Origin of the sequence: Campylobacter concisus (genome assembly GCF_003048905.1) — a bacterium.
GTDB classification, from domain to species: Bacteria; Campylobacterota; Campylobacteria; order Campylobacterales; family Campylobacteraceae; genus Campylobacter_A; species Campylobacter_A concisus_V.
Genome location: NZ_PIRO01000002.1, coordinates 37,820 through 60,216, shown reverse-complemented (window position 1 = coordinate 60,216; position 22,397 = coordinate 37,820). Strand labels below are relative to the sequence as shown.

Below are 22,397 nucleotides of genomic sequence, written 5' to 3'. Positions count from 1 at the left end.
CAATGTTTAGTAATTTTTGTGGCGTAAAAATTCAGGGAAAGTGCTTTCAAAGTGAAGTAAAATTAAATTTTTTTGAGAAAGAGTACCATAGATTTTGTTTAATCTATGGCAAAAATGGAAGCGGTAAAAGCACTATTTCGCAAGCTTTTGATGCGATCAAACAAAACAGTCAATCTTTTATTGTTAGTCAAATTATAAACAATAGTGATGCAGCAGTAAATCCAATAGACGAAGATCAGAAAAAGAATATTTTTGTATTTAATGAAGAGTATGTAAATAGTAAAGTTAAAATTAAAAATAATGGTTTGGACGCGATAGTTTTACTTGGAAAAGCGAAAAATATAGATGAGAAGCTTGAAAAAGCAAAAAGGATTAACAAAAAATTAAAAGGAAGACAAAGTAAATATCAAGAAGATTTTCAAAAATATAGTGATATACAAAATACAGATAATCCTGAAAAATATAAGTATGACATAATAAAAAGCTTAAAAGATAACTTTGCCGAACGAGAGAAAAATATTCTAGGAGATACAAATAGAAATTTAAAAAATAAAACAATAGAATTCGCAAAAAATATCATAGATCATTTTGAAACAGATGTAAGTACAGATGAGCTGAAAAATAACTTTTATGATAAATTCAAATCTTACAAAGATATCCGAAGCAATTTAAATTTTACAGAAGAGATAAAACAGCTAAATTTTGAAGATATTAAACAGATTTTATTATACCAATTAGAACAAAAACAATTAACTCCAAAAGAAGAAGAAATAAAGCAAGCCATAGCAGAAGCAGACCATGTAATAACTAAAAATATAATGGAAAGTGATAAAGATATTTGCCCATATTGCTTTCAAAAGCTAACAGACGAATATAAAAATGAAATTTTATCAAGCTTAGAAATAATCTTTAATCCGAACATACGAAATCATCAGAGGAATTTGGAAAACAAGAAGCAAGAAATTCAGAATTCACTAAATAGTTTAAAAAATTTGCCAGATATGGATAAACTAGATAAAGATTTATTTGATGCCATAAAAATACAAATTAGTACTTGCCAAACTGAAGTCGCTGAAAAACTAGACCAAAAAAAACAAAATCCATTCATCGCCTTAAATTTAGATGTAAATTTTGATAACTTAGTTGATGAATTAAATCAAAATTTAGAGCAGCTTGAGAAAAAAAGACAAACTTTTATGGCACAAAAAACTAAAGCAAATGAGCTAAAACAAGAGCTTGAAAAACTAAACAACCAAATAGCTTATTGCGAGATAAAAGATGATTTTAATCATTATGAAGAAAAGCTAAAAGCAAAGCAGACTTTAGATAATAACAGAGAGCATAATGATAAACGACTAGAGTGTATAACTAGTAAAATTTCAAAACTAAATGCTCAAAATAAGCAGATAAATATAGCTCAAGATAAGATTAATGAATATCTAAAATATATATTTTTTAAAGAAGGCAGACTTGAACTTGGTGAACCAAACGAGCAAGGACAATATGTCTTAAAATCAAACGGTAATAGAGTAAAAGCCAAAGACATTTCGACTGGAGAACGAAATGCCATTGCATTAAGCTATTTCTTTATCGAGATTTTCTCAGATGAGAATGAAGAAGATTTTTATAAAAAACCAAAATTCATAGTTATAGATGATCCGATTTCTAGCTTTGATTTCGAAAATAAAGTTGGGATAATGTCGTTTTTAAATTACCAAATTCATAAAATTATGACTGGTTGCAATAAAAGCAAGATGATAATTTTAACTCATGATTTGATGAGTGCGTTTGATATACAAAAGATTATTGGCTCACTACCACAAATAAAAATCAACGATAAAAATGAAGTAATTTTTATACAAAGAGAACTAAAAAATCGGAAATTAGTTTATTTTGGTAAAAAATATTCAGAATATAAAACTCTTTTGAATGAAATTTATGATTATGCAAATAACTCTATATCAGAAAATGTAAATATTGGCAATAATATGAGAAAAGTACTAGAAACCTTTGGTACATTTAATTATCAGTGTGGCATAGAAGACATTGCGAGAGATAAGGCAATAGTAGTCAATTTAAGCCTAGAACAACAAGCTTATTTTGAAAATTTAATGTATCGTTTGGTTTTGCACGGTGAAAGTCATGCAGAGGATAAAACAAAAACTCTTGATTTTTTCTCTTGCATTAGCGAAATTGAAAAACAAAAGACTGCAAAAGACATCCTTTCTCTTCTGTACTTACTAAACAAAGCACACCTACAAAAGTATTTACAAAAAGAACAGGTAGAAAAAATAGAGCAGTGGGTTGGAAATTGTAGGATATCAAACAACAGAATAAATTAAAAGTAAAGGATAAAAATGAATAGTAAGGCGTATTTTGGAAAATTTGGCGGGCAGTTCGTGCCTGAGACGGTGATGTTTGCCCTTGATGAGCTAGAAAATGCTTATGAGAGTATCGCAAAGACAAAAGAGTTTAAAGACGAGCTTGATGATCTTTTGAAAAACTACGTTGGCAGGCCTAGTCCGCTCTTTTTTGCAAAGCGCCTGAGCGAGTACTACGGACATGAAATTTACCTAAAAAGAGAGGATCTAAACCACACGGGCGCGCATAAGATAAATAACGCCCTAGCTCAAGCACTGCTTGCTAAAAAAATGGGTAAAAGGAAAATTTTAGCTGAGACTGGAGCTGGTCAGCACGGCGTGGCGACAGCGACTGCAGCGGCACTTTTGGGCTTAGAGTGTGATGTATATATGGGCGCAACAGACGTGGCTAGACAGCAGCTAAATGCCTTTCGCATGCAGCTTCTTGGCGCAAAAGTGGTGAGCGTAGAAGACGGCTTAAAAACGTTAAAAGAGGCGACTACGGCGGCTATTCAAGCGTGGGTAAATGAGATAGAGAGCGCATTTTACGTCATTGGCTCAGCCGTTGGTCCGCACCCATACCCAAAGATCGTGCGTGACTTCCAAAGCATCATCGGCACAGAGGCCAAAGCTCAGCTTGCAGAGTATGGCAAAAAGGCTGACTACGTCATCGCCTGCGTCGGCGGCGGCAGTAATGCCATTGGAATTTTTAGCGCATTTTTGGACGATGAGAGCGTAAATTTGGTAGGTATTGAGGCTGGCGGTATTGGCATAGAGACACCTTATCACGCAGCTACGCTTAGCAAAGGCAAAACCGGCATCATCCACGGCATGAAAACGACCGTGCTGCAAGATGAGTATGGCATGATCTCGCCAGTTCACAGCATCTCAGCAGGCCTAGACTACCCAGGCATAGGCCCAGAGCACGCCCACTTAAACGACATCAAAAGGGTAAAATACGAAGCCGTGACCGACGATGAGTGCATAAATGCCTTGTATTTTTTAAGCAAGATGGAAGGCATCATCCCAGCCATTGAGAGCGCGCACGCACTGGCATATCTAGAAAAGCTTTGCCCAAAACTAGATAAAAAAAGCGTCATCGTCGTAAACGTCTCAGGCAGGGGCGATAAGGACATAAACACAGTTATCGGCTATGAAAAAGGAAAAATTTATGGATAAGATCAAAAGCGCATTTAGCGGCAAAAAGGCAAACATCGGCTACATCGTGGCTGGATATCCAAGCCTAGAAAAAACGAAGGAATTTTTAGAAAATTTAGATGAGAGCACGCTCGATCTAGTCGAGATCGGCATCCCTTACTCTGATCCGCTGGCTGACGGCAAACTCATCGCACAAGCGAGCTTTGAGACGGTGCAAAACGGCGTAAATACGGACGTCGTCTTTGATACACTGGAAAGCTGCAAGGCAAAAGTGACAAAGCCACTTGTTTTTCTGGTTTATTTTAATATCATCTTTGCTTACGGTGTTGATAAATTTCTAAAAAGATCAGTTGAAGCTGGAGTAAGCGGCTTTATCGTACCTGATCTGCCTTGCGAGGAGTGCGAGGAATTTGCTCTAAAATGCAAAGAGCTAAATTTAAGCCTGATACCACTTATTAGTGTCACCTCTGGGGGCAGGGCGGATGGAATTTTAAAATTTGGCTCAGGATTTATTTATGCTCTTGGTGCGATTGGCGTTAGTGGTTCAAGAAGGGCTGATGAAGATAGGATAAAAAATTTGGTCCTAGAGCTTAAGAAAAAGAGCGATCTACCAGTAGCTGTGGGCTTTGGTATAAAAAACAAAGATGATGTTAATGAAGTAAAAAAATATGCTGACGGAGCAATAATAGGTACGCAAATAGTTAAGCTTTGTGCCGAATTTAGCGGTGAAAAGCTAGTAAAAGAGATAGATAAACTCTTTTAAAATGCTTAATAAATTTATAGCTAATTTAGTAAAGCCAAAGTATAATTGAAAATGCATTTCAAGTCTTAAGGAAGAGATATGAGAAAAGTTATAGATGAAGCTACAAGCTATCTTTGCAAGGATACTTTAGGGCTAGATTTAGAGTTTGGTAAGAGTCTAGGCAAAGGATTTTACGGAGCTAGCATACCAGTCTATAAGGGCAAAAGCGAGTATCATTTTTACCTATTTTTTAAAAAAGATACTTTAAAAATTTTCATGAATGCCTTTTTTGGTCACGAAGATGTTGATGGTGGTGATCTAGACGATCTTTGTAAAGAGATAGCAAATCAGATCATTGGCAAAGCTAAAAATTTACTAAACGAAAAAGAGCCAAATGCGTACAAACTAGGAACGCCTGAATTTTTAGGCGAAGTTGAAAATTTTGGCATAAAGCTAAAAGAGAAATTTGTATATAAAATAAAAAATAGAACATTTCAAATAGGCTACGACATACAATGAACGACGAGAGTGCGATAGAGACACTAGAGCAGTTAGGGCTTTTTAAGAGCTATGATGAGCTTATGGATATAAGTGTTGATTTTATAGCTGAGCTAGGAACTACCACGGTTAGTATAAATGAGCTTTTGAAATTTGAAGCTGGCTCAGTCATAGACCTTGAAAAGCCAGCTGGTGAGAGTGTGGAGCTATATATAAATAATAGAATTTTTGGAAAAGGCGAAGTAATGGTTTATGAGAAAAATTTAGCCATCAGGATAAATGAAATTTTGGATTCAAAGTCAGTTATTCAGTACTTCAAAAAAGAACTTTTATGAAATTTATACTATTTTTCTTACTTTTTGCAACTCAAATTTTAGCTTCAAACCTATTAACTTACAATATCTATGAACGTACTGATAGAGTCGATATTATGCTTAGCTTTGATGCACCTTATGAAGGAAATATCTTTCAAAAGCGCGAAAAAGACACAACATCTTTGATATTAAATTCGCTAAATTACGATCAAAGTGCCAGCAAAGATATAAACTCAAAGATTATTCAAGAGCTTGAGATAGAGCCAAAGCAAAACTCGCTTGTCTTAAATTTGCGCTCAAATGATGCTATTATCGTAAATGCTTCAAAGACGACTGATAGTTTTGGGCTCCGCATTCGTGTAACTTTAAAAAATACAAAACCTCAAATACAAAATATGCCTCAAGCTAGTGCAAAAATAGAGAGCCCTAGCACTCCAAAGATAGATGAAGAGCCTATGTTGAATATAGACTCAAGGTATTTTATAGTCTTAAGTGTGCTTATTGCGCTTCTTGTATTTTTATATGTATTTAAAAGATATATTACTTCAAAGAGTAGCGACTTTAGTGGATTTAAAACACCTAGAAATCAGTCTCAAAATGATACAAAATCAATGAACTGGCTACTTAAAAATCAAAATAGTAACGTCAATATAATATATGAAAAGTATCTTGATCGCACTAATAAACTAATGCTATTAAGCTATGAAAATAGACGTTATTTAGTGATAGTTGGTAGCTCAAATGTAATGCTTGATAGCTTTGGTGAAGACAAGATACAAAATGAGCAAGATTTTGCTATATTTTTCGAAGAGAACAAGAAAAAACTAAGCTCATTTTTAGAAGAGCGAAAAAATAGTTTAAGTAACTATAAAGATAAAATGAGCGGAGAATTTTAGTAGTTTTAGCTAAAATTCTCATCCAATTTAAATTTTTATGCGTTAAAGCTAGTTTCAAAATTTATACAAACGAAATAGCAAAAATTTCAGGTTTTGTGATCTTTTTTATCTCTTCTTTTGCCATAGCAAATTCTTTTGCACCTTCTATTTTCAGCGTATGCCCACTAAATTCGAAGTTTAGATTTGGCCTTTCACAGGTTAGATCAAGTGCCTTTGCTAGTGAGAGTATAAAACTTAGCCACCTTATACACTCGGCTTTTGGAAGTAAATTTTTATATCGCTCAAATTCATATATATTTTTCTTTCCGTTTGTGCCAATTACTACTGCAATCAATGCTTTTTGTTCATGCGAAAAGCCATAATTTAAGGCATTTAAGACTATATAGGCTGAGTTTTTATGATCGCCATAAAAGCCAATCTCTTGACCGACATTGTGAAGTTTTGCAGCAACTAAAAGCGCTTCAAGATAGTTATCACTTAGACCGTGAAGCTTTTTTAATACCATAAATATATCTTTTGCATATCTTGTGACCGATTTATTGCATGATAATATAAAACGATCTTGCAAACTTTTGATACTTGGATTAAAATTTTGCGGAAATTTAAGGCTAGGGCGTAAAAAATCTTTTAAGAATACTCCCTCTCTTACGCCAACCCCACTTGTTATAATATTTTTGGCATTTAGAGCTTTGGCGAGGGCCAAAAAGATATGTGCACCCTCTCTAATGGTGTCGTATCTGTCTTTTTTAATAGGAAATTTATTTAGTTCAAGCACGCTAATATTTGCGATACTCTCGATATAGGCTTGCTCGTCGCTAAGCTTATAGCAAAAGCCATGCAGTGATGAGAGCGGATATAAATTCTTGCTCATTATGGCAGATGATATCGCTCTAAGAGAGCCTCCAATAGCGATTATATTTTGGCATTTAAATCGCTCATCTATCTGTTTTGTAACTTGTTCTAAAAATTTTGGCAATTTATTTAAGTTTTTTTTATCAAAAAAAAGCTCTTTTAACCTAACCGTACCAATATCAAGCGAGAGCGTATCTATTATTTTGCCTTTGCTTATTCTGGCAAGTTCAGTTGATCCGCCACCGATATCGATAGTGACGCATTCATCGATGTTATGGAGTAAATTTTTGGCTGCGATTGCACCAAAAGTAGCCTCTTCTTTGCCATCTATGACTTTTAAATTTATACCAAGCTTTTTTCTTAAAAGAGAGATCAAAACATTTGCGTTTGGAGCGTCCCTAAGCGCTGAAGTACCAACGCATAAGACTTTATTGCATTTGTAGCTTTTTATGATATTGGAAAATTCGCTAAAAGCCTTTAGCGCTTTTTCCATTGAGCTTTCGGATATTTCATTGTTTGAGCCATATCCACCTTCGCCTAGACGCACTTTTGTTTTATATTCAGCTAGTATAAAAAACGCTAAGCGCGACGTTCTTTCAAATATCGCCATTCGCATAGAATTTGAGCCAAGGTCGATTACTGCGGTTCTCTTTGCCATTTTTATCCTTTTATATTTAAAACTAGGCTTGCGACTGCACCGCTTCTATCGTTTCTATTTTTAATATCTACTTCGCCACCAAGAGCCTGCGCCGCACCTTTAGCTAGAAACAACCCAAGCCCAGCACCACCTTTGTTGCCGTATCTTTTAAATGGAGCAAACAAATCTTTGCTCTCATCTATGCCTATTCCTTCATCTATTACTTCGATGATAAATTTATTTTTTATAAGCTTAGAGCTAATCTTAATGGTGCTATTTTTTGGTGAAAATTTAATGGCATTTTGAACAAAATTTTGCACAATGTGTGTTAGTAAGCTAGTTTGTATTTTTAGATTTAAAATTTCTGGTTTTAGGTCTAGTTTTATATTCTTTTCATCATTTTTCGCAAGTATCTCATAGTTTTTTGCAAGTTTTTTTAAAAATCCTATGACATCGGTATTTACTGGCTCTTCAAACTGAGCTCCCTCTTGGCGACCGATCTCAAGCACAGAACTTATCATCGCGTTCATGCCGTTTATAGCTTCATTATTTGATTTTAGAGCCTCGATATATTTTTCACTCTCGCGTGGCTTTAAAAGCGTAACTTCATTTTTTGTTTTCATTACAGCCAGCGGTGTTTTTAGCTCATGTGCTACGCCTACAAAAAGTTCTTTTTGATATAAGACAAATGTTTGGATTCGAGAGATTAGCCTATTTATGCTCTGCCCAAGTGGTAAAAACTCATCTGGTAGACTTTTTATATCGATCTCATGAAGAAATTTTTCGTCTAAATTTGTAAGCTTGTGACTCAAAATTTTTATAGGTATTAAAAGCATCCTTGATAAAAATAGTGCATAAAAAAGCACCAAAAGTATCGCTGACACATTTACGATTATAATATCTATAAAAATTTCTTCTACTATATGAGCTTGAAGTGTAGTATCTTTTTCTAGGCTTAAATAACTGCTTTCATCAAGTTTCGTTATTAAAAAGGTTTTACTTTGATCCTTTGATTTTTGCGTTACGATATATGTTTCTTTATCTTGTGGCTCGTCTGTTTTTATCGTTGCTAGAGTTTTATTTGGATTTTCTATCGTAAATGTTTTTGAATTTAAAGGATTGAAATTCTGAGGATTTTTTTTATAAGCTTCGGCTTGATAGTTTAGCTCATTAACTACACTTTGAAAAACGGTAACCCTTATATAGTGATAAAGCATTACCGAAATAACTACAATTAGCATCATAGCACCAGATGCTAATTGTAGTATAAATCTATTCCTTAGGCTTTTTTTGGAAAACAAAATCTATATCCGCGTCTTCTAACAGTTTCAATTGTTGAAATATTTAGTGGTTTGTCCATTTTTTGGCGGATTTGGTTGATAGCGACTTCAATGACGTTTGGAGTTACAAGCTCTGGCTCTTCCCAGATAGCATCAAGTAGTTGCTCTTTAGATACGATCTGATCTGAGTGTCTTGCAAGGTGAGTTAAGACTTCAAAAGGCTTGCCCTTAAGCTCAATATCACGACCCAAATATGTGATTTTTTCCTCATCTGGATTGATGATGAGCTCATCAATTTTTATAATATTTGTGCCGCCAAAGCGTAGTCTAGCTTCAAGTCTAGCTACTAAGATGTCAAAATCAAATGGTTTTTTGATATAGTCATCAGCACCAGCTCTAAGTGCTTTTATTTCGCTTTCTTTGTCATCTTTTGCAGAAAGAACTACAACTGAAGTGCGTGGAGATTTATGTTTGATGATGTTTATAAGATCTATGCCATCGCCATCTTGGAGCATCCAATCAGTCAAAACTAGATCGTAGTTTCTGATGCCTATATAGTACTCGGCATCTTTAAAATTTTCAGAGCTATCAGTTTGATAGCCAAACTCTTGCAAGCCCTCAGCAATCGTCTTATTTAGCGTCACTTCATCTTCAACTATTAAAATACGCATTTTGCTTCCTTAAACTAAAATTTATGGGCGATTGTATCATAAATTAAGCAATATTTCAAGATAGTTTAATAAATTTTTAAAAAATAGTGTTTATTTTTGCTCCAACAACCGCATTTGGTAAAATTTCAGTTTTTAAAATTTCCATTTTAAGGCTAGTTAGTGAGCTAAATTTCTCTTTTAATGCTTTGCTAGTTTCTTCAAGCGACTCTTCAACGCTTTGAAACTGTCTTTCATTATAAAAATTTTTAACAAAGTCAATAATTAAAACATAATCAATAAAACTAGTTGAGCAAATTTCTAGATTTATTTTCACCTCTTGCTTAGCGACTCGCTCAAAATCAAGCATTCCGATGATCGTTTCAAATTTGTAATCTTTAATGATCGTCGTCATCTCGCTTTTCATACGACTTTTTTCTCTTTACCGGATATTAAACGAACGATATTTGGTATATGTTTATAAACCACCAAAAATGCGATGATTAGTATCGGAGCGTGTGTATAGATTTCATCTAACTCCGGATGGATTATAAAGCTTGATGCTATGAGAGCTATCAACGCACAAAGTGAAGCAAGAGAGCTAATTTTTAAAAATTTACCGATCAAAAACCAAACGACAAGAGCGATTATGATCTCAACTGGTAAGAAAAATGCGATCACTCCAGCTCCAGTTGCGACTCCTTTGCCACCTTGAAAGCCTAAGAATATTGAAAAACAATGTCCAGCCACGCTTAAAACCGCCATAGTCCAAAGCACGCTTTGGCTTGCACCAAGAGAAGAGGCGACCATGAGTGGTAAAACGCCCTTTAAAACATCACAAACTATCGTTAAAATGGCTAGTTTCTTGGCTAATTTTGGATCTTTTTGTTTTAAAACTCTTAAAACATTTGTTGCACCGATACTCTTGCTACCTTCATTTTTTATATCAACATGCCCAAAAATTTTTGCAAGAATGAGACCAGATGGAATGCTTCCAAGTAAATAACTAACGGCATAAAGTATTAAATTTTGCATATTTTACCTTTTAAATTTAACAGAAATGATAGTAAAAAAATACTAATTATTTTATAAATCATCTCCACAAAAGTACGACTTTCTCGTCATAGATATCGCTTTTCTTTGGTGAAATTTGCGTTTCGTTTATCGTGATGTTTTTAACATCATTTGCTTCTTTTAACGCATCGCACTCTTGTGCAAATTTCTCTTCAAGTTCGCTTATGGCTAAATTTATATCATTTACGCTTTGCTCGCTAAGTTTTACATCACTTCTTTCTTTTAAGACTCTATTTGCGCTTCTTGCACTCGATGCGATTTTATCCGCATTTTGACGAGATAAAAGTTTGTTACCAAATATCGCTCCCAGTATGCTAGCGCCTATATTTATGGCAGCATCAAGCCCACTTGTGGTCATCTCTTTTTGCTCTTTATCAAGCTTTGCTAGAGCCTTGTTTAGCTTGTCTTGTAAGCTTTTTCGCTCTTTTTCAAATTTTGCTGTGAGTTTTGCGGTTTGTTCTTCTAAAATTTCATTACACCTATCTTGAAGCCTGATATAAAACTGCTCCTTTGTTTCATTGTTTTTTGAATAAATTCCCAATGCCTCAAAGGTGTTAAATTTAAAATTTCTATACAGATACTCTTTAAAATCTTTTTGGATATTGTCAAAATTTTTAGCTTTTAAAATAAAATTTGGCACGGCTGCAAAGCTTGCACCGCTTGGCTCATTTTCGCTTGCATCAACGTGCATGCCTTCGCTAGCCTCATCCCAGTTTGGCTCATTATCATTTTCATTTAGTTCATAAAGATAGCTTACTTCATAAACGCTATCGATGCCTTTTTTGGTGTCATAAATTCTCACCTTCGCACTTGCAAGTAGGTTTGGTGTAAGGGTTTTTGAATTAGTACAAAGTTGCGTAATTTCATTTGAGATTATGGGCTTTATGCTAAATTTCATCTCACTTTTATCTATGCTTTGAGTGCTTAAATTTTCTTTTTGCTTTTTCATCAAATTTGAAATTTGTTCGCGGCTAAGTGGGCCTTTTAGATAGCTAAGTGCCCAGCGCGTGGAGATGACGTTTAAGCCATCTTCGTTTATATTTTTAACTAAGAAATTTCTCTTAGCTAAATTTGATATGAGATTTTCAAGCGAGGCTTTGTCTAAGCTTGAGCCAGAGATACCGCTTAGGCCGTCGATCACGCGGGCTTTATCCTGCGCTGTTTGGAGGCGGCCTATGAACCAAGTGCCGATGTTGCTTAGACCTTTATAGTCAAGATCTACTGGGTTTTGCGTGCTTAATACGCAGCCAAGACCAAATGCACGAGCTTGCTTTAAAAGTGTGAGCATAGGCATTTTTGATGGCGGATTTGCATTTGGCGGAAAAAAGCCAAAAATTTCATCCATATAAAGGATCGCTCTAAGTGAGCTTGTGCCCTCAGTGCCGCGCATCCACGCGATGATCTCGTTTAGTAAAAGGGTGACAAAAAACATCCTCTCGGCGTCATTTAGATGCGAGATTGTAAAGATATTGCACTTTGCTTTGCCGTTTTCGTCAAATAGCATCTTTGAAATTTCAAGTCTAACGCCTTGAGTCCAGCCTTTAAAGCTTGGGCTTGCGATGAGAGCGTTTATCTTCATGGCAAGCTTTAGGCGCTCACTGCTTGGATAGAAGGTATCGACATCAAAAACGCCTATCTTTTTAAAAGGCGGATTTGCGATGAAATTTATGAGCTCTTCGATGCTGACATCTTTTTGCTCCTTAAATTTAGTATCAAATATGGTTGAGATGAGAAGCTGTTCTTTTGAGTTCATGTCCTCGGAATTTATACCTACAAGAGATAATACCGAGGCTGCAAGCGAATTTATATAGTTGCTAAAAATTTCTTCATCAGTGATATTTGGGCAGGCAAAGTCACTAAGTAGCGCTACGCCTATGCCAGCTGAGCTTTTTGGTGTGTAGATGTTAAAGCTAGCGCTCTCTTTTAAAATTTTTACTCGCTCAAGATCTTGAAAGCTCGACTCTATGCCGTTTTTCCAAAACTCGGCTTGAGCAGCGGCAAATTCCTCTACGCTTTGACCTTTATTAGCTGCTTCTGCTTCATCTATGTATGGTAAAAAATCCTCCGGCCTCATCTGCGGAAAAGTGAGAGCTAAATTTGTGATATCGCCTTTTGGATCGATGATGATAGAAGGGATATTATCTATGCAGGCCTCTTCTAAAAGTGTGATACCAAGGCCTGTTTTGCCACTACCTGTCATACCGATGATGGCTGCGTGGGTGGTTAGATCCTTGTTTTTATAAAAAAATGGCTCTTTGTCTTTTAGTCCGATATAAAAAAGTTTTAAATTTTCTTGTATTGTTTTCACTAGCTGCCTTATTCGTATAAATTTATACGTGAGCGAAGCTCATCAAGTGTCTCTTTTATGCGCTTTTGTGTAAAATCTTTTATCGTTTCATCATCATCGATAAGCTTCATGCAGTATCTTATGTAGCCTTTATATGCCAGCTCTGTAACAAGTCTTAGCTTTAAAGTCACATTTTTTACTTTATCTGGTGCGATTAAGATTTCAAAGGTCGCTTCTAGTTCTTCTCCATCCTGAAAATTTGTAGTTTGTGGGCTTAATACGCTTATGCCGCCTTCAGAAACATCATAAAGGCTACCTTCGATCTTATCTTGCTTGCCTTTGATAATAGTTTTGGTGAAACGATTTGGCAAGATACGTTGGAATTTTCTTTTATATGCGTACATCGTTGTATTTCGTAAGAAATTTGAAAGAGTGACACCTTTATTGACTATATTGTAATTAACAATATCAGCACATAATGGCTTTGAGAAAAAGCTATTTGGCAAAATAAAACCTTTGCCGTCTTGCTTCATGGCTAAAATTTGCATCATATCCACGCGAAAAACGACACTATCTTCCTTAACTTCTAAAATTTCAGCCTCATATTTTATATTTAGTCCATCATATAAATTTAAAAGCTCTGGCCTTACCTTGGCTTTTTTCATGCGAGTGAAAGTATTGATCGGATCTTCATAAAAAAATGTTCCGGTTTCAATCATGTCTTTTACATTTGTTTCTTGCTGGTCTTTGGCACCACATAAAATTTCTTTGATTCTTGAAACGGCATTTACGAAATAACCTACGAAGGTGCTATTGTCGCAAGAGTGACTAAAATTTAAAGTCAAATTTAAAAGTAGGAAATTTATTAATTCGTCTCTTGCGTTTGATTTTGGTATTAGATTATTTAAATCATCTTGTAGCTGCGTAGCATTTGGCTTTTGAATAAGCAGTGTATCAAAGATGTTTTCAAGACAAATTTTTACCTGATCGTGCGGTACGATAAATGTTAGCTGTCTACAAAATTTGATACCATCGTCGATAAATTTATCTCTTAATTTAAGTATGCTAACTTCGCAATTTATTACAAGCTCTTGCCTGCCTTTAAAATCCATATAGTCTCCGGAATGTTGTTGATTAAAGCCAAGGCTATGATATAAAAAGTTATATTAAAAAAGTATTTAAATTTATTTGAGGGAGAAATTTCTAGGTAAAGATACCTAGAAATTTCTATTAATTATAGTTTGCCTTCGTTGTGTGAAAGGTAGTCGGCAACACCTTCAGTGCTTGGTTTCATACCAGCATCACCTTTATTCCAACCAGCTGGGCAAACTTCGCCGTGCTCATTTGTAAATAGCATAGTATCAACCATTCTTATCATCTCATCGATATTTCTACCAAGTGGAAGATCGTTTATAACTGCGTGGCGAACAGTACCATCTTTGTCTAGTAAGAATGAACCACGAAGTGCTACGCCAGCATCTTCTAGAAGTACGTCAAATCCGCGAGCGATTGATTTTGTCATGTCAGCTACGATAGGGAAGCGAACTTTGCCAATACCACCTTTGTTTACTGGAGTCTCTTTCCATGCAAAATGTGAAAATTGGTTGTCGCATGAAACTGCGATAACTTCGATACCACGTGACTTGAACTCGTCATATCTTTTGTCAAATGCGATAATTTCGCTTGGGCAAACAAAAGTAAAATCCATTGGATAGAAAAATACGACCGCGCCTTTCTCGCCAATATTTTTATAAAGATTAAAATCATTTACAATTTGATTGTTTCCTAAAACTGCTGCAGCTGTAAAATTAGGTGCTTTTTTTGTTACTAACATTTGTTCTCCTTAATAATAAATTTTATTGATTGCGAAATTATATCTATTCAAAATTAAATTTAGTTTAAATATATTTTAGAAATTTTTGTGTAGTAAATTTAGTATTATTAGTAAAAGCAGAAAATGGATTTTGTTAAAAGTTGTAAAAATTTGAATTTTTAAAAATCTATTGATGAGAGTATTTGAAAGAAATTAGTAAAAGCGTTGCTAAAAATTTAGAAGATTACTTGCTATAATTATTGCAAACCGCTAAAATTCTTTCCGCCAAATTTTAGTATCGCTGATCCCCATGTAAAGCCGCCACCAAATGCATCAAGAAGCAAAACTGAACCATTTTTGATACGGCCGTCTTCATAGGCATCATTCATAGCCATCGGAATTGAAGCTGAGCTTGTATTGCCATATTTAGCAACGGTCAAGACACACTGCTCATCTTTAAAATTTAATCTATTTTTTACCGCATCTATTATTCTTATATTTGCTTGATGAGGTATAAAAAAATCGATATCTTCGCTTTGCATTTTATTTGCGTGCAAAATTTCTATTACACTTTTGCTAAGTGTTTGAACTGCTATTTTAAAAACTTCATTTCCACTCATATGGATAAAATTTAGCCTATTTTTTAGTGTTTCCTCGCTGGCTGGAAATACACTCCCACATCCTGGAGTTATTAAAAGTTCAGCTTGCTTACCATCGCTTGCCGTATGAATATCAATGATCTCATTTTCATTGCCACTACTAATTACAGCTGCACCTGCTCCATCACCAAATAGTATACAAGTGCCTCTATCTGTATAGTCAACAATAGAGCTTAATTTTTCGGCTCCGATAATTAAGACATTCTTTTTAGCACCGCTAATAATGAGAGAATTTGCAAGCTCTAAAAGATAAATAAAACCGGTACAAGCCGCACTTATATCAAATGCTGTAACTCCATAGTTTAAACCCAAATTTGCAGCTATTTTGCAAGCAGTAGAAGGCATACAAAGATGATCTGGAGATATCGTAGCACAGATGATTGCATCGATTTGAGATTTATCAAGTCCTGAGCGTTTTATAGCTAATTCACCAGCCTTTGTGCCAAGGTCACTTGTTGTTTCGTTAGTTGCAATATGCCTTTGTTCGATACCTGTTCGCTTTACTATCCATTCATCACTCGTTTCAACCATTTTTTCAAAGTCAAAATTTGTCAGAATTTTTTCTGGAATGTAAGAAGCGATAGAAATCAGTGAAGCTTTTGGCATATTTTACCTTGCAAAGTGCGAAAGTTCTTCTTCGATAACTTTATTTATATTTGAATTAGCAAATTTTATTGCTTGAAAAATTGCATTTTTTATAGCTTTTGAATTACTTTTGCCGTGACTTATGATAACACAACCATTTACACCAAGAAGTGGTGCACCACCATATTCGTCATAGCTAACCTGTTTTTTAAGTGTCTTAAAAACTTTTCTCATGAGTACAGAGCCAGCTATAGCAAGAGGTGATTTTTTAATTTGTTTTTTGATGATTTTGCCTATTGCATCTGCAACGCCTTCGCTAGTTTTTAAAAGAATATTTCCCATAAAACCATCACAAACCATTACATCAATACTGCCATCAAAAATTTGATTACCTTCTGCATTGCCAACAAAGCTATCAAGCCTAGAAACTAATTTAAATGCTTCTTTGCTAACTTCATTGCCCTTGCTTTCTTCTTCACCATTTGATAAAAGACCAACTTTTGGCTCTTTTCTACCTAAAATTTCTTTTGCATAGGCTTCACCCATTATGGCAAATTGAAACAAATGTTCACTTTTACAATCAACATTTGCACCAACATCTAAAACTAAAGTAGCAGATTCTTTTGAATTTGGCATAAGTGTTGCAATTGCTGGACGAGAAATATTTTTTAGTCTACCAATTCTTAGGGTAGCTAAACTCATAGTTGCACCACTATGGCCGGCAGAAACTACAGCATCAACTTCCTTATTTTTTAAGAGTTCAATTGCTTTGTAGATCGTACTATCTTTTCTCTTAAGTGCATCAGTTGCACCATCTGCCATCGAGATAACTTCGCTAGCTTCTAAAAATTCGATATTTTTTAAATAAGATTGTGGGATGAGTGGTTTGATGACATTGCTATCGCCGACTAATACAGCTTTAAATTCTGTCTCTTTTAGTGCATCAATAACACCAGATATTATAGGATCTGCACCAAAATCACCACCCATAGCATCGATAGCAATGCGAATCATATTTTAATATTCACCTGTAGTTTTGTTTATGCGGTGAGGCATTTTCCAAGAACCATCTTTGTCTTTTACAGGCACTGGAAGTGTAACTTTATAATGTGTTCTACGTTTTGCTGCACGAGAATGACTCACTCTTCGCTTTGGTACTGCCATTTTTACTCTCCTTTATAAATTTTTACATTTTTCACAATAGAAATAATCGCTTTTAAAAGCTTCTAACTCACTCTCAAGGACTTCTTTTAAATCAATATTGCCATCAAAAAATTCCATCGTATCGCTAAGCTCATTTTCGCTATCTTTATAAATACCGTCACTTAAATTTAGCTCTACTTCTTGATCGATAGGCAACATAAATGCTTCACCACATCGATCGCAAACATAATTTATATTCCCTTTTATTTTGCCTTGGCATTTTACCAAAAAAGGGTCTTTTCTTTTTAAAATTCCAATAAAAACTAAATTATCATTTCCTACTAGCTCAAAGCTTATATCTTTGTTTGCTATTTTAGAAAAAGATATAATCAATTTTCTTGACCTAAAGTTAGCAAATTTCTCTTGAAGCAAAGAAGAAATTTATCTCATTCACAGCATTTTCTAGGCTGTCACTTCCGTGAACTGCATTTGCATCAATACTATCGGCAAAATCAGCTCTTATAGTGCCAGGAGCTGCTTCTTTTGGGTTAGTTGCACCCATTAGCTCGCGGTTTTTAGCAACTGCATTTTCACCCTCTAAAACCATAACTACAACTGGTCCGCTTACCATAAAATCAACTAAATCATTGAAAAAAGGTCTATCTTTGTGAACTGCGTAAAACGCTTTTGCATCGCATTTGCTAAGCTTGATTTTCTTTGCAGCTGCGATCCTTAGGCCGTTACTTTCAAATCTATCTATAATTTTTCCAACAACATTTTTCTTAACAGCATCAGGCTTAATGATAGAAAGTGTTCTTTGCATAAATTTTTCCTTAAAACTAGGTTATTTAAATTGAAGTTGGCAATTATATCAAATAAAGCTTAAAAATAAAATAGGCCCAAATTGAGCCTAAAATTTATAAATATAAATTTATTGAATAACTGGAATAGAGCCATTGCGTGCATCAGCACCGATTTGATCGCGAGAAGGTTGTCCTGCTACAACAGTATCCCATACGATACAACCGTCAGTTGGACAGGCGGATGCACAGGCTGGCTCATCGTTGTAGCCTACGCACTCAACGCATTTATTTGAATAAACATAGTATGTATCTGCTCCAGTTGGGTTGTCGCTATCATCAACGATAGCTGAAACTGGGCATTCATCAATACATGAACCACAGCTTATGCATATATCAGTTATTTTTACAGACATTTTTTCTCCTTTGGTTAAAATTTGGCGTAGAATATCAAAAAAAGCTGAAAATGATATAAATAAGCCCTTAAATTTAACTACGATCTTAAATTTTAGAAAAACTACTTTATAAATCTTTTATCACTTTTAGACTAAATTTACAGATTAAAATTTTAAAAAGGTTGTATAAATTTAATGAACGATATTATTGAAATAACTGGCGCAAGAGAACATAATTTAAAAAATATAAATCTCAAAATTCCAAAAAATAAATTAGTAGTTTTTACCGGTCTTAGCGGAAGCGGCAAGAGCACGCTAGCCTTTGATACGCTTTATGCTGAGGGACAAAGAAGATACATGGAGAGCCTTAGTAGCTACGCTAGGCAGTTTCTAGACCGTGTGGGTAAGCCGGATGTCGATAAGATCGAGGGTTTAACGCCTGCTATCGCGATCGATCAAAAGACGACTTCTAAAAACCCTCGCTCAACGGTTGGTACGATTACTGAAATTTATGATTATCTAAGGCTTTTGTACGCAAGAGTCGGCGTTCAGCACTGCCACAAATGTGGCAAACCTATCTCAAAAATGAATGCGAGCGATATCATAAATGAAATTTCAAAACTCCCACTTGGCGCAAAAGTGATCATCTATGCGCCGCTAGTTCGTGAGAAAAAGGGCACATGGGCGGATTTGATCGAAAATTTACGCCAAAAAGGCTTTGTAAGGGCACAGATAGATGGCGTGGTAGTGAGGCTTGATGAGGAGATCGAGCTAGCTAAAACGAAAAAACACACGATAAAGGTCATCGTTGATAGGATCGCCATCGATGAGCAAAATCACGAGCGCCTTGCAAGTGATGTGGAAAAGGCACTAAATGAGAGCTTTGGAGAGGTCGAGGTAGAGATCACAAATGCTGATGAGCTGGGCTTAAAAGAGAGTTTTATACATTACAGCGAGCACATGGCTTGCTTTGACTGCAAAATTTCATTTACGCCGCTTGAGCCGCTAAGCTTTAGCTTTAACTCGCCAAAGGGTGCCTGCGAGCACTGCGACGGACTTGGCATAAGATACAGCCTAGATATGAGCAAGATCATCGACGAGGAAAAGTCGATAGAAAACGGCGCGATCAAGCTACTTTATGGCTACAACATGAGCTATTACTATAAATTTTTACTTGCTTTTTGCGAGCAAAATGGCATCGATATCAAAAAGCCCTATTATGAGCTTAGCGAAGATGAAAAGAGGCTCGTTTTATATGGAAATGTCAAAGAAGTTGAGTTCTTTTGGAAACGAAATAAACTGCTTAGAAAATTTGACGGAGTGGTTAAAATTTCACACGGGCTTTTGAAAGACTACAAGGACTTTGACGAGTATATGAGCGAGAAAATTTGCGACGCTTGTAATGGCCACAGACTAAAGCCTCAAAGTCTAGCGGTTAAGGTCGCTGGTCTTGGACTTGGTGAAATTTTAGATATGAGTATAGAAAACTGCACTGCCTTTTTCTCAAATGAGAAAAATTTTGCCTATCTTAGCGACTATGACAAGGCGATCGCAAAGCCTATCTTAAAAGAGATCAACGAGAGACTTTTCTTTTTGTATGACGTGGGACTTGGCTATTTGTCGCTTGGGCGTGATGCTAGGACGATCAGCGGTGGCGAGGCACAGCGCATCAGGATCGCGAGCCAGATAGGAAGCGGGCTAAGTGGCGTCATGTACGTGCTTGATGAGCCAAGCATCGGCCTACACGAGCGTGATACGCTAAAACTTATAAAAACACTTAGAAATTTGCAAGCCAAAGGCAACTCCGTAATCGTCGTCGAGCATGATAAAAAGACGATAGAAGAGGCTGATTTTATCGTAGATATCGGCCCTGGAGCTGGTAAATTTGGTGGTAATGTGGTCTTTGCAGGCACAGCAAAAGAGCTTTTAGACTCAAACACTCAGACCGCACAATACATAAATGGTAAGAAAAAGATAGACTATCAAAAAAATAGAAAAGCTGAGAAGTGGCTTGAAATTTCAAAGGTAAATATCAACAATATCTCAAATTTAACCGCAAAATTTCCGCTTAGAAATTTAGTTGGCATCACTGGCGTCTCAGGATCTGGCAAGAGCTCACTAGTGCTTCAGACCTTGCTTCCAGAGGCGCAGGAGCAGCTAAACAGAGCCAAAAAAGTAAAAAAGATAGCTGGGGTAAATTTAAGCGGACTTGAGAATTTAGACAAGGTCATTTATCTTGATCAAAGCCCGATAGGTCGTACTCCGCGCTCAAATCCAGCGACTTATACTGGCGTGATGGATGAGATAAGAAATTTGTTCGCACAGACCAAAGAGGCAAAGCTTAGAGGCTATAAAATAGGGCGCTTTAGCTTTAATGTCAAGGGCGGACGCTGCGAGAAATGCCAAGGCGAGGGTGAGATCACGATCGAGATGCACTTTTTGCCTGATATAAACGTGGTTTGTGATGTTTGCAATGGCGCTAGATACAACGCTCAAACCTTGGAAATTTTATACAAAGGCAAAAATATCTCCGAGGTGCTAAATATGAGCATCGATGAGGCGGTTGAGTTTTTCAAGGCTGTGCCAAAGATCGCTTCAAAGCTTACGACACTGCAAGACGTGGGGCTTGGCTACATCACGCTTGGACAAAATGCAGTTACGCTTAGTGGTGGCGAGGCGCAACGTGTGAAACTGGCAAAAGAGCTTAGCAGAAGCGACACTGGAAATACACTTTATATTCTTGATGAGCCAACGACTGGGCTTCATTTTGCTGATGTTGATAGGTTGGTAAAGGTGCTAAATCACCTAGTTGATCTTGGAAATTCAGTCTTTGTTATCGAGCATAATATAGATGTTATTAAAAACTGCGACTATATCGTAGACATGGGGCCAGAAGGTGGTGCAAAGGGCGGTAAAGTGATAGCGTGCGGCAACGTAAAAGAAGTAGCTAAAAACTATAAAAAAACTGGTAGCTACACTGGAGAATTTCTAGCACAAGAGCTTGAGGAAACGAAGAAAAAATAAAAAATTTGACTCAACCGTTTCTTTATAAAATTTAAAACGGTTGAGGTGTATCGGAGCGTTAGCTAATTTTTAAGGTCGATTTTTCATCTATCGCACTTAAAGCTAGAGCCCAAAATAGTAGCATTAAAAGTGCATTTTCATGGTGAAATGTTGTATTTGCGAGTGAAATTATATTATTAGCCATGAGCATTAAAAGTGCAAGAAAAACTATGCTATTTTGTCTAAAATTTTTAATGAATTTTATAAAGAGTAATAGTTGAAATACCAAATATGCAAGCAAGGCAACGATGCCCTTTTCTGTTAAAAATGTTAAAAAGGTATTGTGTGCGTGACTAACATGAACTTCAACATTGCCTGGAAAATATTTTGTTATATCAATTATCTTAAACTCTCCAGAACCTATCCCAAATAAAGGGTGTTCTAACCACGTATAAAATGCGCTAGCAAAGATCGGATATCTAGTCTCTGATCCAGTAACCCCCTTTGTTAGTTGACTATACAATCTATCATCTTGAGTGATATTTGTTGATATATACATATAAGAAATAGCTATTACACCAAATAAAATTATCAAGCCTAGTAAAAATTTTATTTTTATCTGTTTATTTAAAATTTCAAAAAGCAAGTAAGTAAAAATAATGATTGGCAAAAGATACATTGCAGCTCTAGAGCCAGCTATCATTATACCAAGGACGCAAATTCCGGCAACACTTATGCCTATATACTTTTCAAAAATTTCTTTGCTATTTATCGAAACTAATGCTACACAAAAAACTAGTAGCATAAAAATAGCGCTATGATTTACGTGTCCTATTGATTTAAGCTCAAAAAGCGCTAAAGGATCATTTGAAGTGAATTTTTCTACACAAGCAGGGATAAATGCGGCAATAAAACCAGCAAATAAGGCAAAAAATAAAAATTTAAAATTTATTTTTTCTATGCCAACACTTCTGGCTACAAAGAAAAATAGCATACACCTTAGCGGATCAAGCGCTCTTGATGCAGAAATTCCATTTACAAGGCAACTTATAAAAGTAGCCAAAACAAAGATAAAAAGCGAGATATTTATGAGATCAAATTTAAATTTCATTTTTTCTTTGACGCAAATATAAATTCCAGCCAAGACAAAAAGTGTAAGTGAAATTTGCTTTAAGCCCTCAGTTACTGGTAGCGTAAATAAGACAATAACTAAAAAAAGATTGTAGAGCTTAGAGACGATGTCGTTTTTCATGC

Annotated in this window: 22 protein-coding genes; 7 read left to right on the top strand and 15 right to left on the bottom strand. The window is 35.6% G+C overall.

Annotated features, from left to right (window positions below):
• Positions 1-2: 2 nt before the first annotated feature.
• The 6 genes from CVS95_RS06465 (at position 3) to CVS95_RS06440 (ending at position 5,968) form a co-directional block, all read left to right on the top strand.
• Positions 3-2,342: an AAA family ATPase gene (locus CVS95_RS06465; protein WP_107696002.1), complete on the top strand. Its 2,340-nt coding sequence runs from the start codon at positions 3-5 to the stop codon at positions 2,340-2,342.
• A 15-nt stretch (positions 2,343-2,357) separates the two neighbouring features.
• Entirely contained in the window at positions 2,358-3,539 is a 1,182-nt protein-coding gene (trpB, locus tag CVS95_RS06460; RefSeq protein WP_107696001.1) for a tryptophan synthase subunit beta, read from the top strand.
• Positions 3,532-4,281, top strand: a complete 750-nt coding sequence (trpA, locus tag CVS95_RS06455) for a tryptophan synthase subunit alpha (protein ID WP_107696000.1) — start codon at positions 3,532-3,534, stop codon at positions 4,279-4,281. The genes trpB and trpA overlap by 8 nt, the downstream gene beginning before the upstream one ends.
• 78 nt (positions 4,282-4,359) lie before the next feature.
• The gene (locus CVS95_RS06450; RefSeq protein WP_084041241.1) at positions 4,360-4,779 is read left to right on the top strand and encodes a chemotaxis protein CheX; all 420 of its coding nucleotides are present in this window, start codon (positions 4,360-4,362) and stop codon (positions 4,777-4,779) included.
• Positions 4,776-5,093, top strand: coding sequence for a flagellar motor switch protein FliN (gene fliN / locus CVS95_RS06445; protein ID WP_021091807.1), 318 nt, complete (start codon positions 4,776-4,778; stop codon positions 5,091-5,093). The genes CVS95_RS06450 and fliN overlap by 4 nt, the downstream gene beginning before the upstream one ends.
• Positions 5,090-5,968 (top strand): excinuclease ABC subunit A, encoded by an 879-nt coding sequence (locus tag CVS95_RS06440; RefSeq protein ID WP_107695999.1) that lies wholly within the window; start codon positions 5,090-5,092, stop codon positions 5,966-5,968. The genes fliN and CVS95_RS06440 overlap by 4 nt, the downstream gene beginning before the upstream one ends.
• A 61-nt stretch (positions 5,969-6,029) precedes the next feature.
• Here the strand turns inward: CVS95_RS06440 and CVS95_RS06435 are convergent, their stop codons facing one another.
• The 14 genes from CVS95_RS06435 to CVS95_RS06370 form a co-directional block, all read right to left on the bottom strand.
• Positions 6,030-7,478: a Ppx/GppA phosphatase family protein gene (locus CVS95_RS06435; protein WP_107695998.1), complete on the bottom strand. Its 1,449-nt coding sequence runs from the start codon at positions 7,476-7,478 to the stop codon at positions 6,030-6,032.
• 2 nt (positions 7,479-7,480) lie between these two features.
• Complete coding sequence (locus CVS95_RS06430) at positions 7,481-8,698, bottom strand: sensor histidine kinase (RefSeq protein ID WP_199906344.1); 1,218 nt, start codon at positions 8,696-8,698, stop codon at positions 7,481-7,483.
• A 38-nt stretch (positions 8,699-8,736) separates the two neighbouring features.
• Positions 8,737-9,408, bottom strand: a complete 672-nt coding sequence (hsrA, locus tag CVS95_RS06425; RefSeq protein ID WP_021091657.1) for a homeostatic response regulator transcription factor HsrA — start codon at positions 9,406-9,408, stop codon at positions 8,737-8,739.
• 76 nt (positions 9,409-9,484) lie between these two features.
• The gene (locus CVS95_RS06420) at positions 9,485-9,811 is read right to left on the bottom strand and encodes a dihydroneopterin aldolase (RefSeq protein ID WP_107695997.1); all 327 of its coding nucleotides are present in this window, start codon (positions 9,809-9,811) and stop codon (positions 9,485-9,487) included.
• Complete coding sequence (gene plsY, locus CVS95_RS06415; RefSeq protein WP_107695996.1) at positions 9,808-10,419, bottom strand: glycerol-3-phosphate 1-O-acyltransferase PlsY; 612 nt, start codon at positions 10,417-10,419, stop codon at positions 9,808-9,810. Before plsY ends, CVS95_RS06420 begins: the two co-directional genes overlap by 4 nt.
• Positions 10,420-10,477: 58 nt before the next feature.
• Positions 10,478-12,766 carry a helicase HerA domain-containing protein gene (locus CVS95_RS06410; RefSeq protein ID WP_107695995.1) on the bottom strand — a complete coding sequence of 763 codons (2,289 nt, stop codon included), beginning with the start codon at positions 12,764-12,766 and terminating at the stop codon, positions 10,478-10,480.
• Between the two features lie 8 nt (positions 12,767-12,774).
• On the bottom strand, positions 12,775-13,857 hold the full coding sequence (locus CVS95_RS06405; RefSeq protein WP_107695994.1) for a PilZ domain-containing protein: 1,083 nt from the start codon (positions 13,855-13,857) through the stop codon (positions 12,775-12,777).
• A 122-nt stretch (positions 13,858-13,979) separates the two neighbouring features.
• Positions 13,980-14,579, bottom strand: a complete 600-nt coding sequence (locus CVS95_RS06400; RefSeq protein WP_107695993.1) for a peroxiredoxin — start codon at positions 14,577-14,579, stop codon at positions 13,980-13,982.
• Between the two features lie 236 nt (positions 14,580-14,815).
• Positions 14,816-15,823 (bottom strand): beta-ketoacyl-ACP synthase III, encoded by a 1,008-nt coding sequence (locus CVS95_RS06395; RefSeq protein WP_107695992.1) that lies wholly within the window; start codon positions 15,821-15,823, stop codon positions 14,816-14,818.
• Between the two features lie 3 nt (positions 15,824-15,826).
• Positions 15,827-16,816, bottom strand: a complete 990-nt coding sequence (gene plsX / locus CVS95_RS06390) for a phosphate acyltransferase PlsX (RefSeq protein WP_107695991.1) — start codon at positions 16,814-16,816, stop codon at positions 15,827-15,829.
• 3 nt (positions 16,817-16,819) lie between these two features.
• A complete protein-coding gene (gene rpmF / locus CVS95_RS06385) occupies positions 16,820-16,966 on the bottom strand; it encodes a 50S ribosomal protein L32 (RefSeq protein WP_002942540.1) in 147 nt (48 codons plus the stop codon).
• A gap of 12 nt (positions 16,967-16,978) precedes the next feature.
• Entirely contained in the window at positions 16,979-17,338 is a 360-nt protein-coding gene (locus tag CVS95_RS06380) for a hypothetical protein (RefSeq protein WP_103593734.1), read from the bottom strand.
• A 16-nt stretch (positions 17,339-17,354) separates the two neighbouring features.
• Positions 17,355-17,768: a nucleoside-diphosphate kinase gene (gene ndk / locus CVS95_RS06375; protein ID WP_002942517.1), complete on the bottom strand. Its 414-nt coding sequence runs from the start codon at positions 17,766-17,768 to the stop codon at positions 17,355-17,357.
• A 108-nt stretch (positions 17,769-17,876) separates the two neighbouring features.
• Entirely contained in the window at positions 17,877-18,161 is a 285-nt protein-coding gene (locus CVS95_RS06370; RefSeq protein WP_087580319.1) for an NADH-quinone oxidoreductase subunit I, read from the bottom strand.
• A 174-nt stretch (positions 18,162-18,335) separates the two neighbouring features.
• Between CVS95_RS06370 and uvrA the strand changes: the two genes are divergently transcribed.
• Complete coding sequence (uvrA, locus tag CVS95_RS06365) at positions 18,336-21,164, top strand: excinuclease ABC subunit UvrA (RefSeq protein WP_107695990.1); 2,829 nt, start codon at positions 18,336-18,338, stop codon at positions 21,162-21,164.
• Positions 21,165-21,222: 58 nt separating this feature from the next.
• On the opposite strand, the gene CVS95_RS06360 is transcribed toward uvrA, so the two are convergent.
• Entirely contained in the window at positions 21,223-22,395 is a 1,173-nt protein-coding gene (locus CVS95_RS06360; RefSeq protein WP_107695989.1) for an O-antigen ligase family protein, read from the bottom strand.
• Positions 22,396-22,397: the final 2 nt, after the last annotated feature.

Excerpts from the sequence above, each read along its gene's own strand:
- CVS95_RS06465 (WP_107696002.1), top strand. The coding sequence starts at position 3 with ATGTTTAGTAATTTTTGTGGCGTAAAAATTCAGGGAAAGTGCTTTCAA.
- trpB (WP_107696001.1), top strand. The coding sequence starts at position 2,358 with ATGAATAGTAAGGCGTATTTTGGAAAATTTGGCGGGCAGTTCGTGCCT.
- trpA (WP_107696000.1), top strand. The coding sequence starts at position 3,532 with ATGGATAAGATCAAAAGCGCATTTAGCGGCAAAAAGGCAAACATCGGC.
- CVS95_RS06450 (WP_084041241.1), top strand. The coding sequence starts at position 4,360 with ATGAGAAAAGTTATAGATGAAGCTACAAGCTATCTTTGCAAGGATACT.
- fliN (WP_021091807.1), top strand. The coding sequence starts at position 4,776 with ATGAACGACGAGAGTGCGATAGAGACACTAGAGCAGTTAGGGCTTTTT.
- CVS95_RS06440 (WP_107695999.1), top strand. The coding sequence starts at position 5,090 with ATGAAATTTATACTATTTTTCTTACTTTTTGCAACTCAAATTTTAGCT.
- CVS95_RS06435 (WP_107695998.1), bottom strand. The coding sequence starts at position 7,478 with ATGGCAAAGAGAACCGCAGTAATCGACCTTGGCTCAAATTCTATGCGA.
- CVS95_RS06430 (WP_199906344.1), bottom strand. The coding sequence starts at position 8,698 with ATGCTAATTGTAGTTATTTCGGTAATGCTTTATCACTATATAAGGGTT.
- hsrA (WP_021091657.1), bottom strand. The coding sequence starts at position 9,408 with ATGCGTATTTTAATAGTTGAAGATGAAGTGACGCTAAATAAGACGATT.
- CVS95_RS06420 (WP_107695997.1), bottom strand. The coding sequence starts at position 9,811 with ATGAAAAGCGAGATGACGACGATCATTAAAGATTACAAATTTGAAACG.
- plsY (WP_107695996.1), bottom strand. The coding sequence starts at position 10,419 with ATGCAAAATTTAATACTTTATGCCGTTAGTTATTTACTTGGAAGCATT.
- CVS95_RS06405 (WP_107695994.1), bottom strand. The coding sequence starts at position 13,857 with ATGGATTTTAAAGGCAGGCAAGAGCTTGTAATAAATTGCGAAGTTAGC.
- CVS95_RS06400 (WP_107695993.1), bottom strand. The coding sequence starts at position 14,579 with ATGTTAGTAACAAAAAAAGCACCTAATTTTACAGCTGCAGCAGTTTTA.
- CVS95_RS06395 (WP_107695992.1), bottom strand. The coding sequence starts at position 15,823 with ATGCCAAAAGCTTCACTGATTTCTATCGCTTCTTACATTCCAGAAAAA.
- plsX (WP_107695991.1), bottom strand. The coding sequence starts at position 16,816 with ATGATTCGCATTGCTATCGATGCTATGGGTGGTGATTTTGGTGCAGAT.
- rpmF (WP_002942540.1), bottom strand. The coding sequence starts at position 16,966 with ATGGCAGTACCAAAGCGAAGAGTGAGTCATTCTCGTGCAGCAAAACGT.
- ndk (WP_002942517.1), bottom strand. The coding sequence starts at position 17,768 with ATGCAAAGAACACTTTCTATCATTAAGCCTGATGCTGTTAAGAAAAAT.
- CVS95_RS06370 (WP_087580319.1), bottom strand. The coding sequence starts at position 18,161 with ATGTCTGTAAAAATAACTGATATATGCATAAGCTGTGGTTCATGTATT.
- uvrA (WP_107695990.1), top strand. The coding sequence starts at position 18,336 with ATGAACGATATTATTGAAATAACTGGCGCAAGAGAACATAATTTAAAA.
- CVS95_RS06360 (WP_107695989.1), bottom strand. The coding sequence starts at position 22,395 with ATGAAAAACGACATCGTCTCTAAGCTCTACAATCTTTTTTTAGTTATT.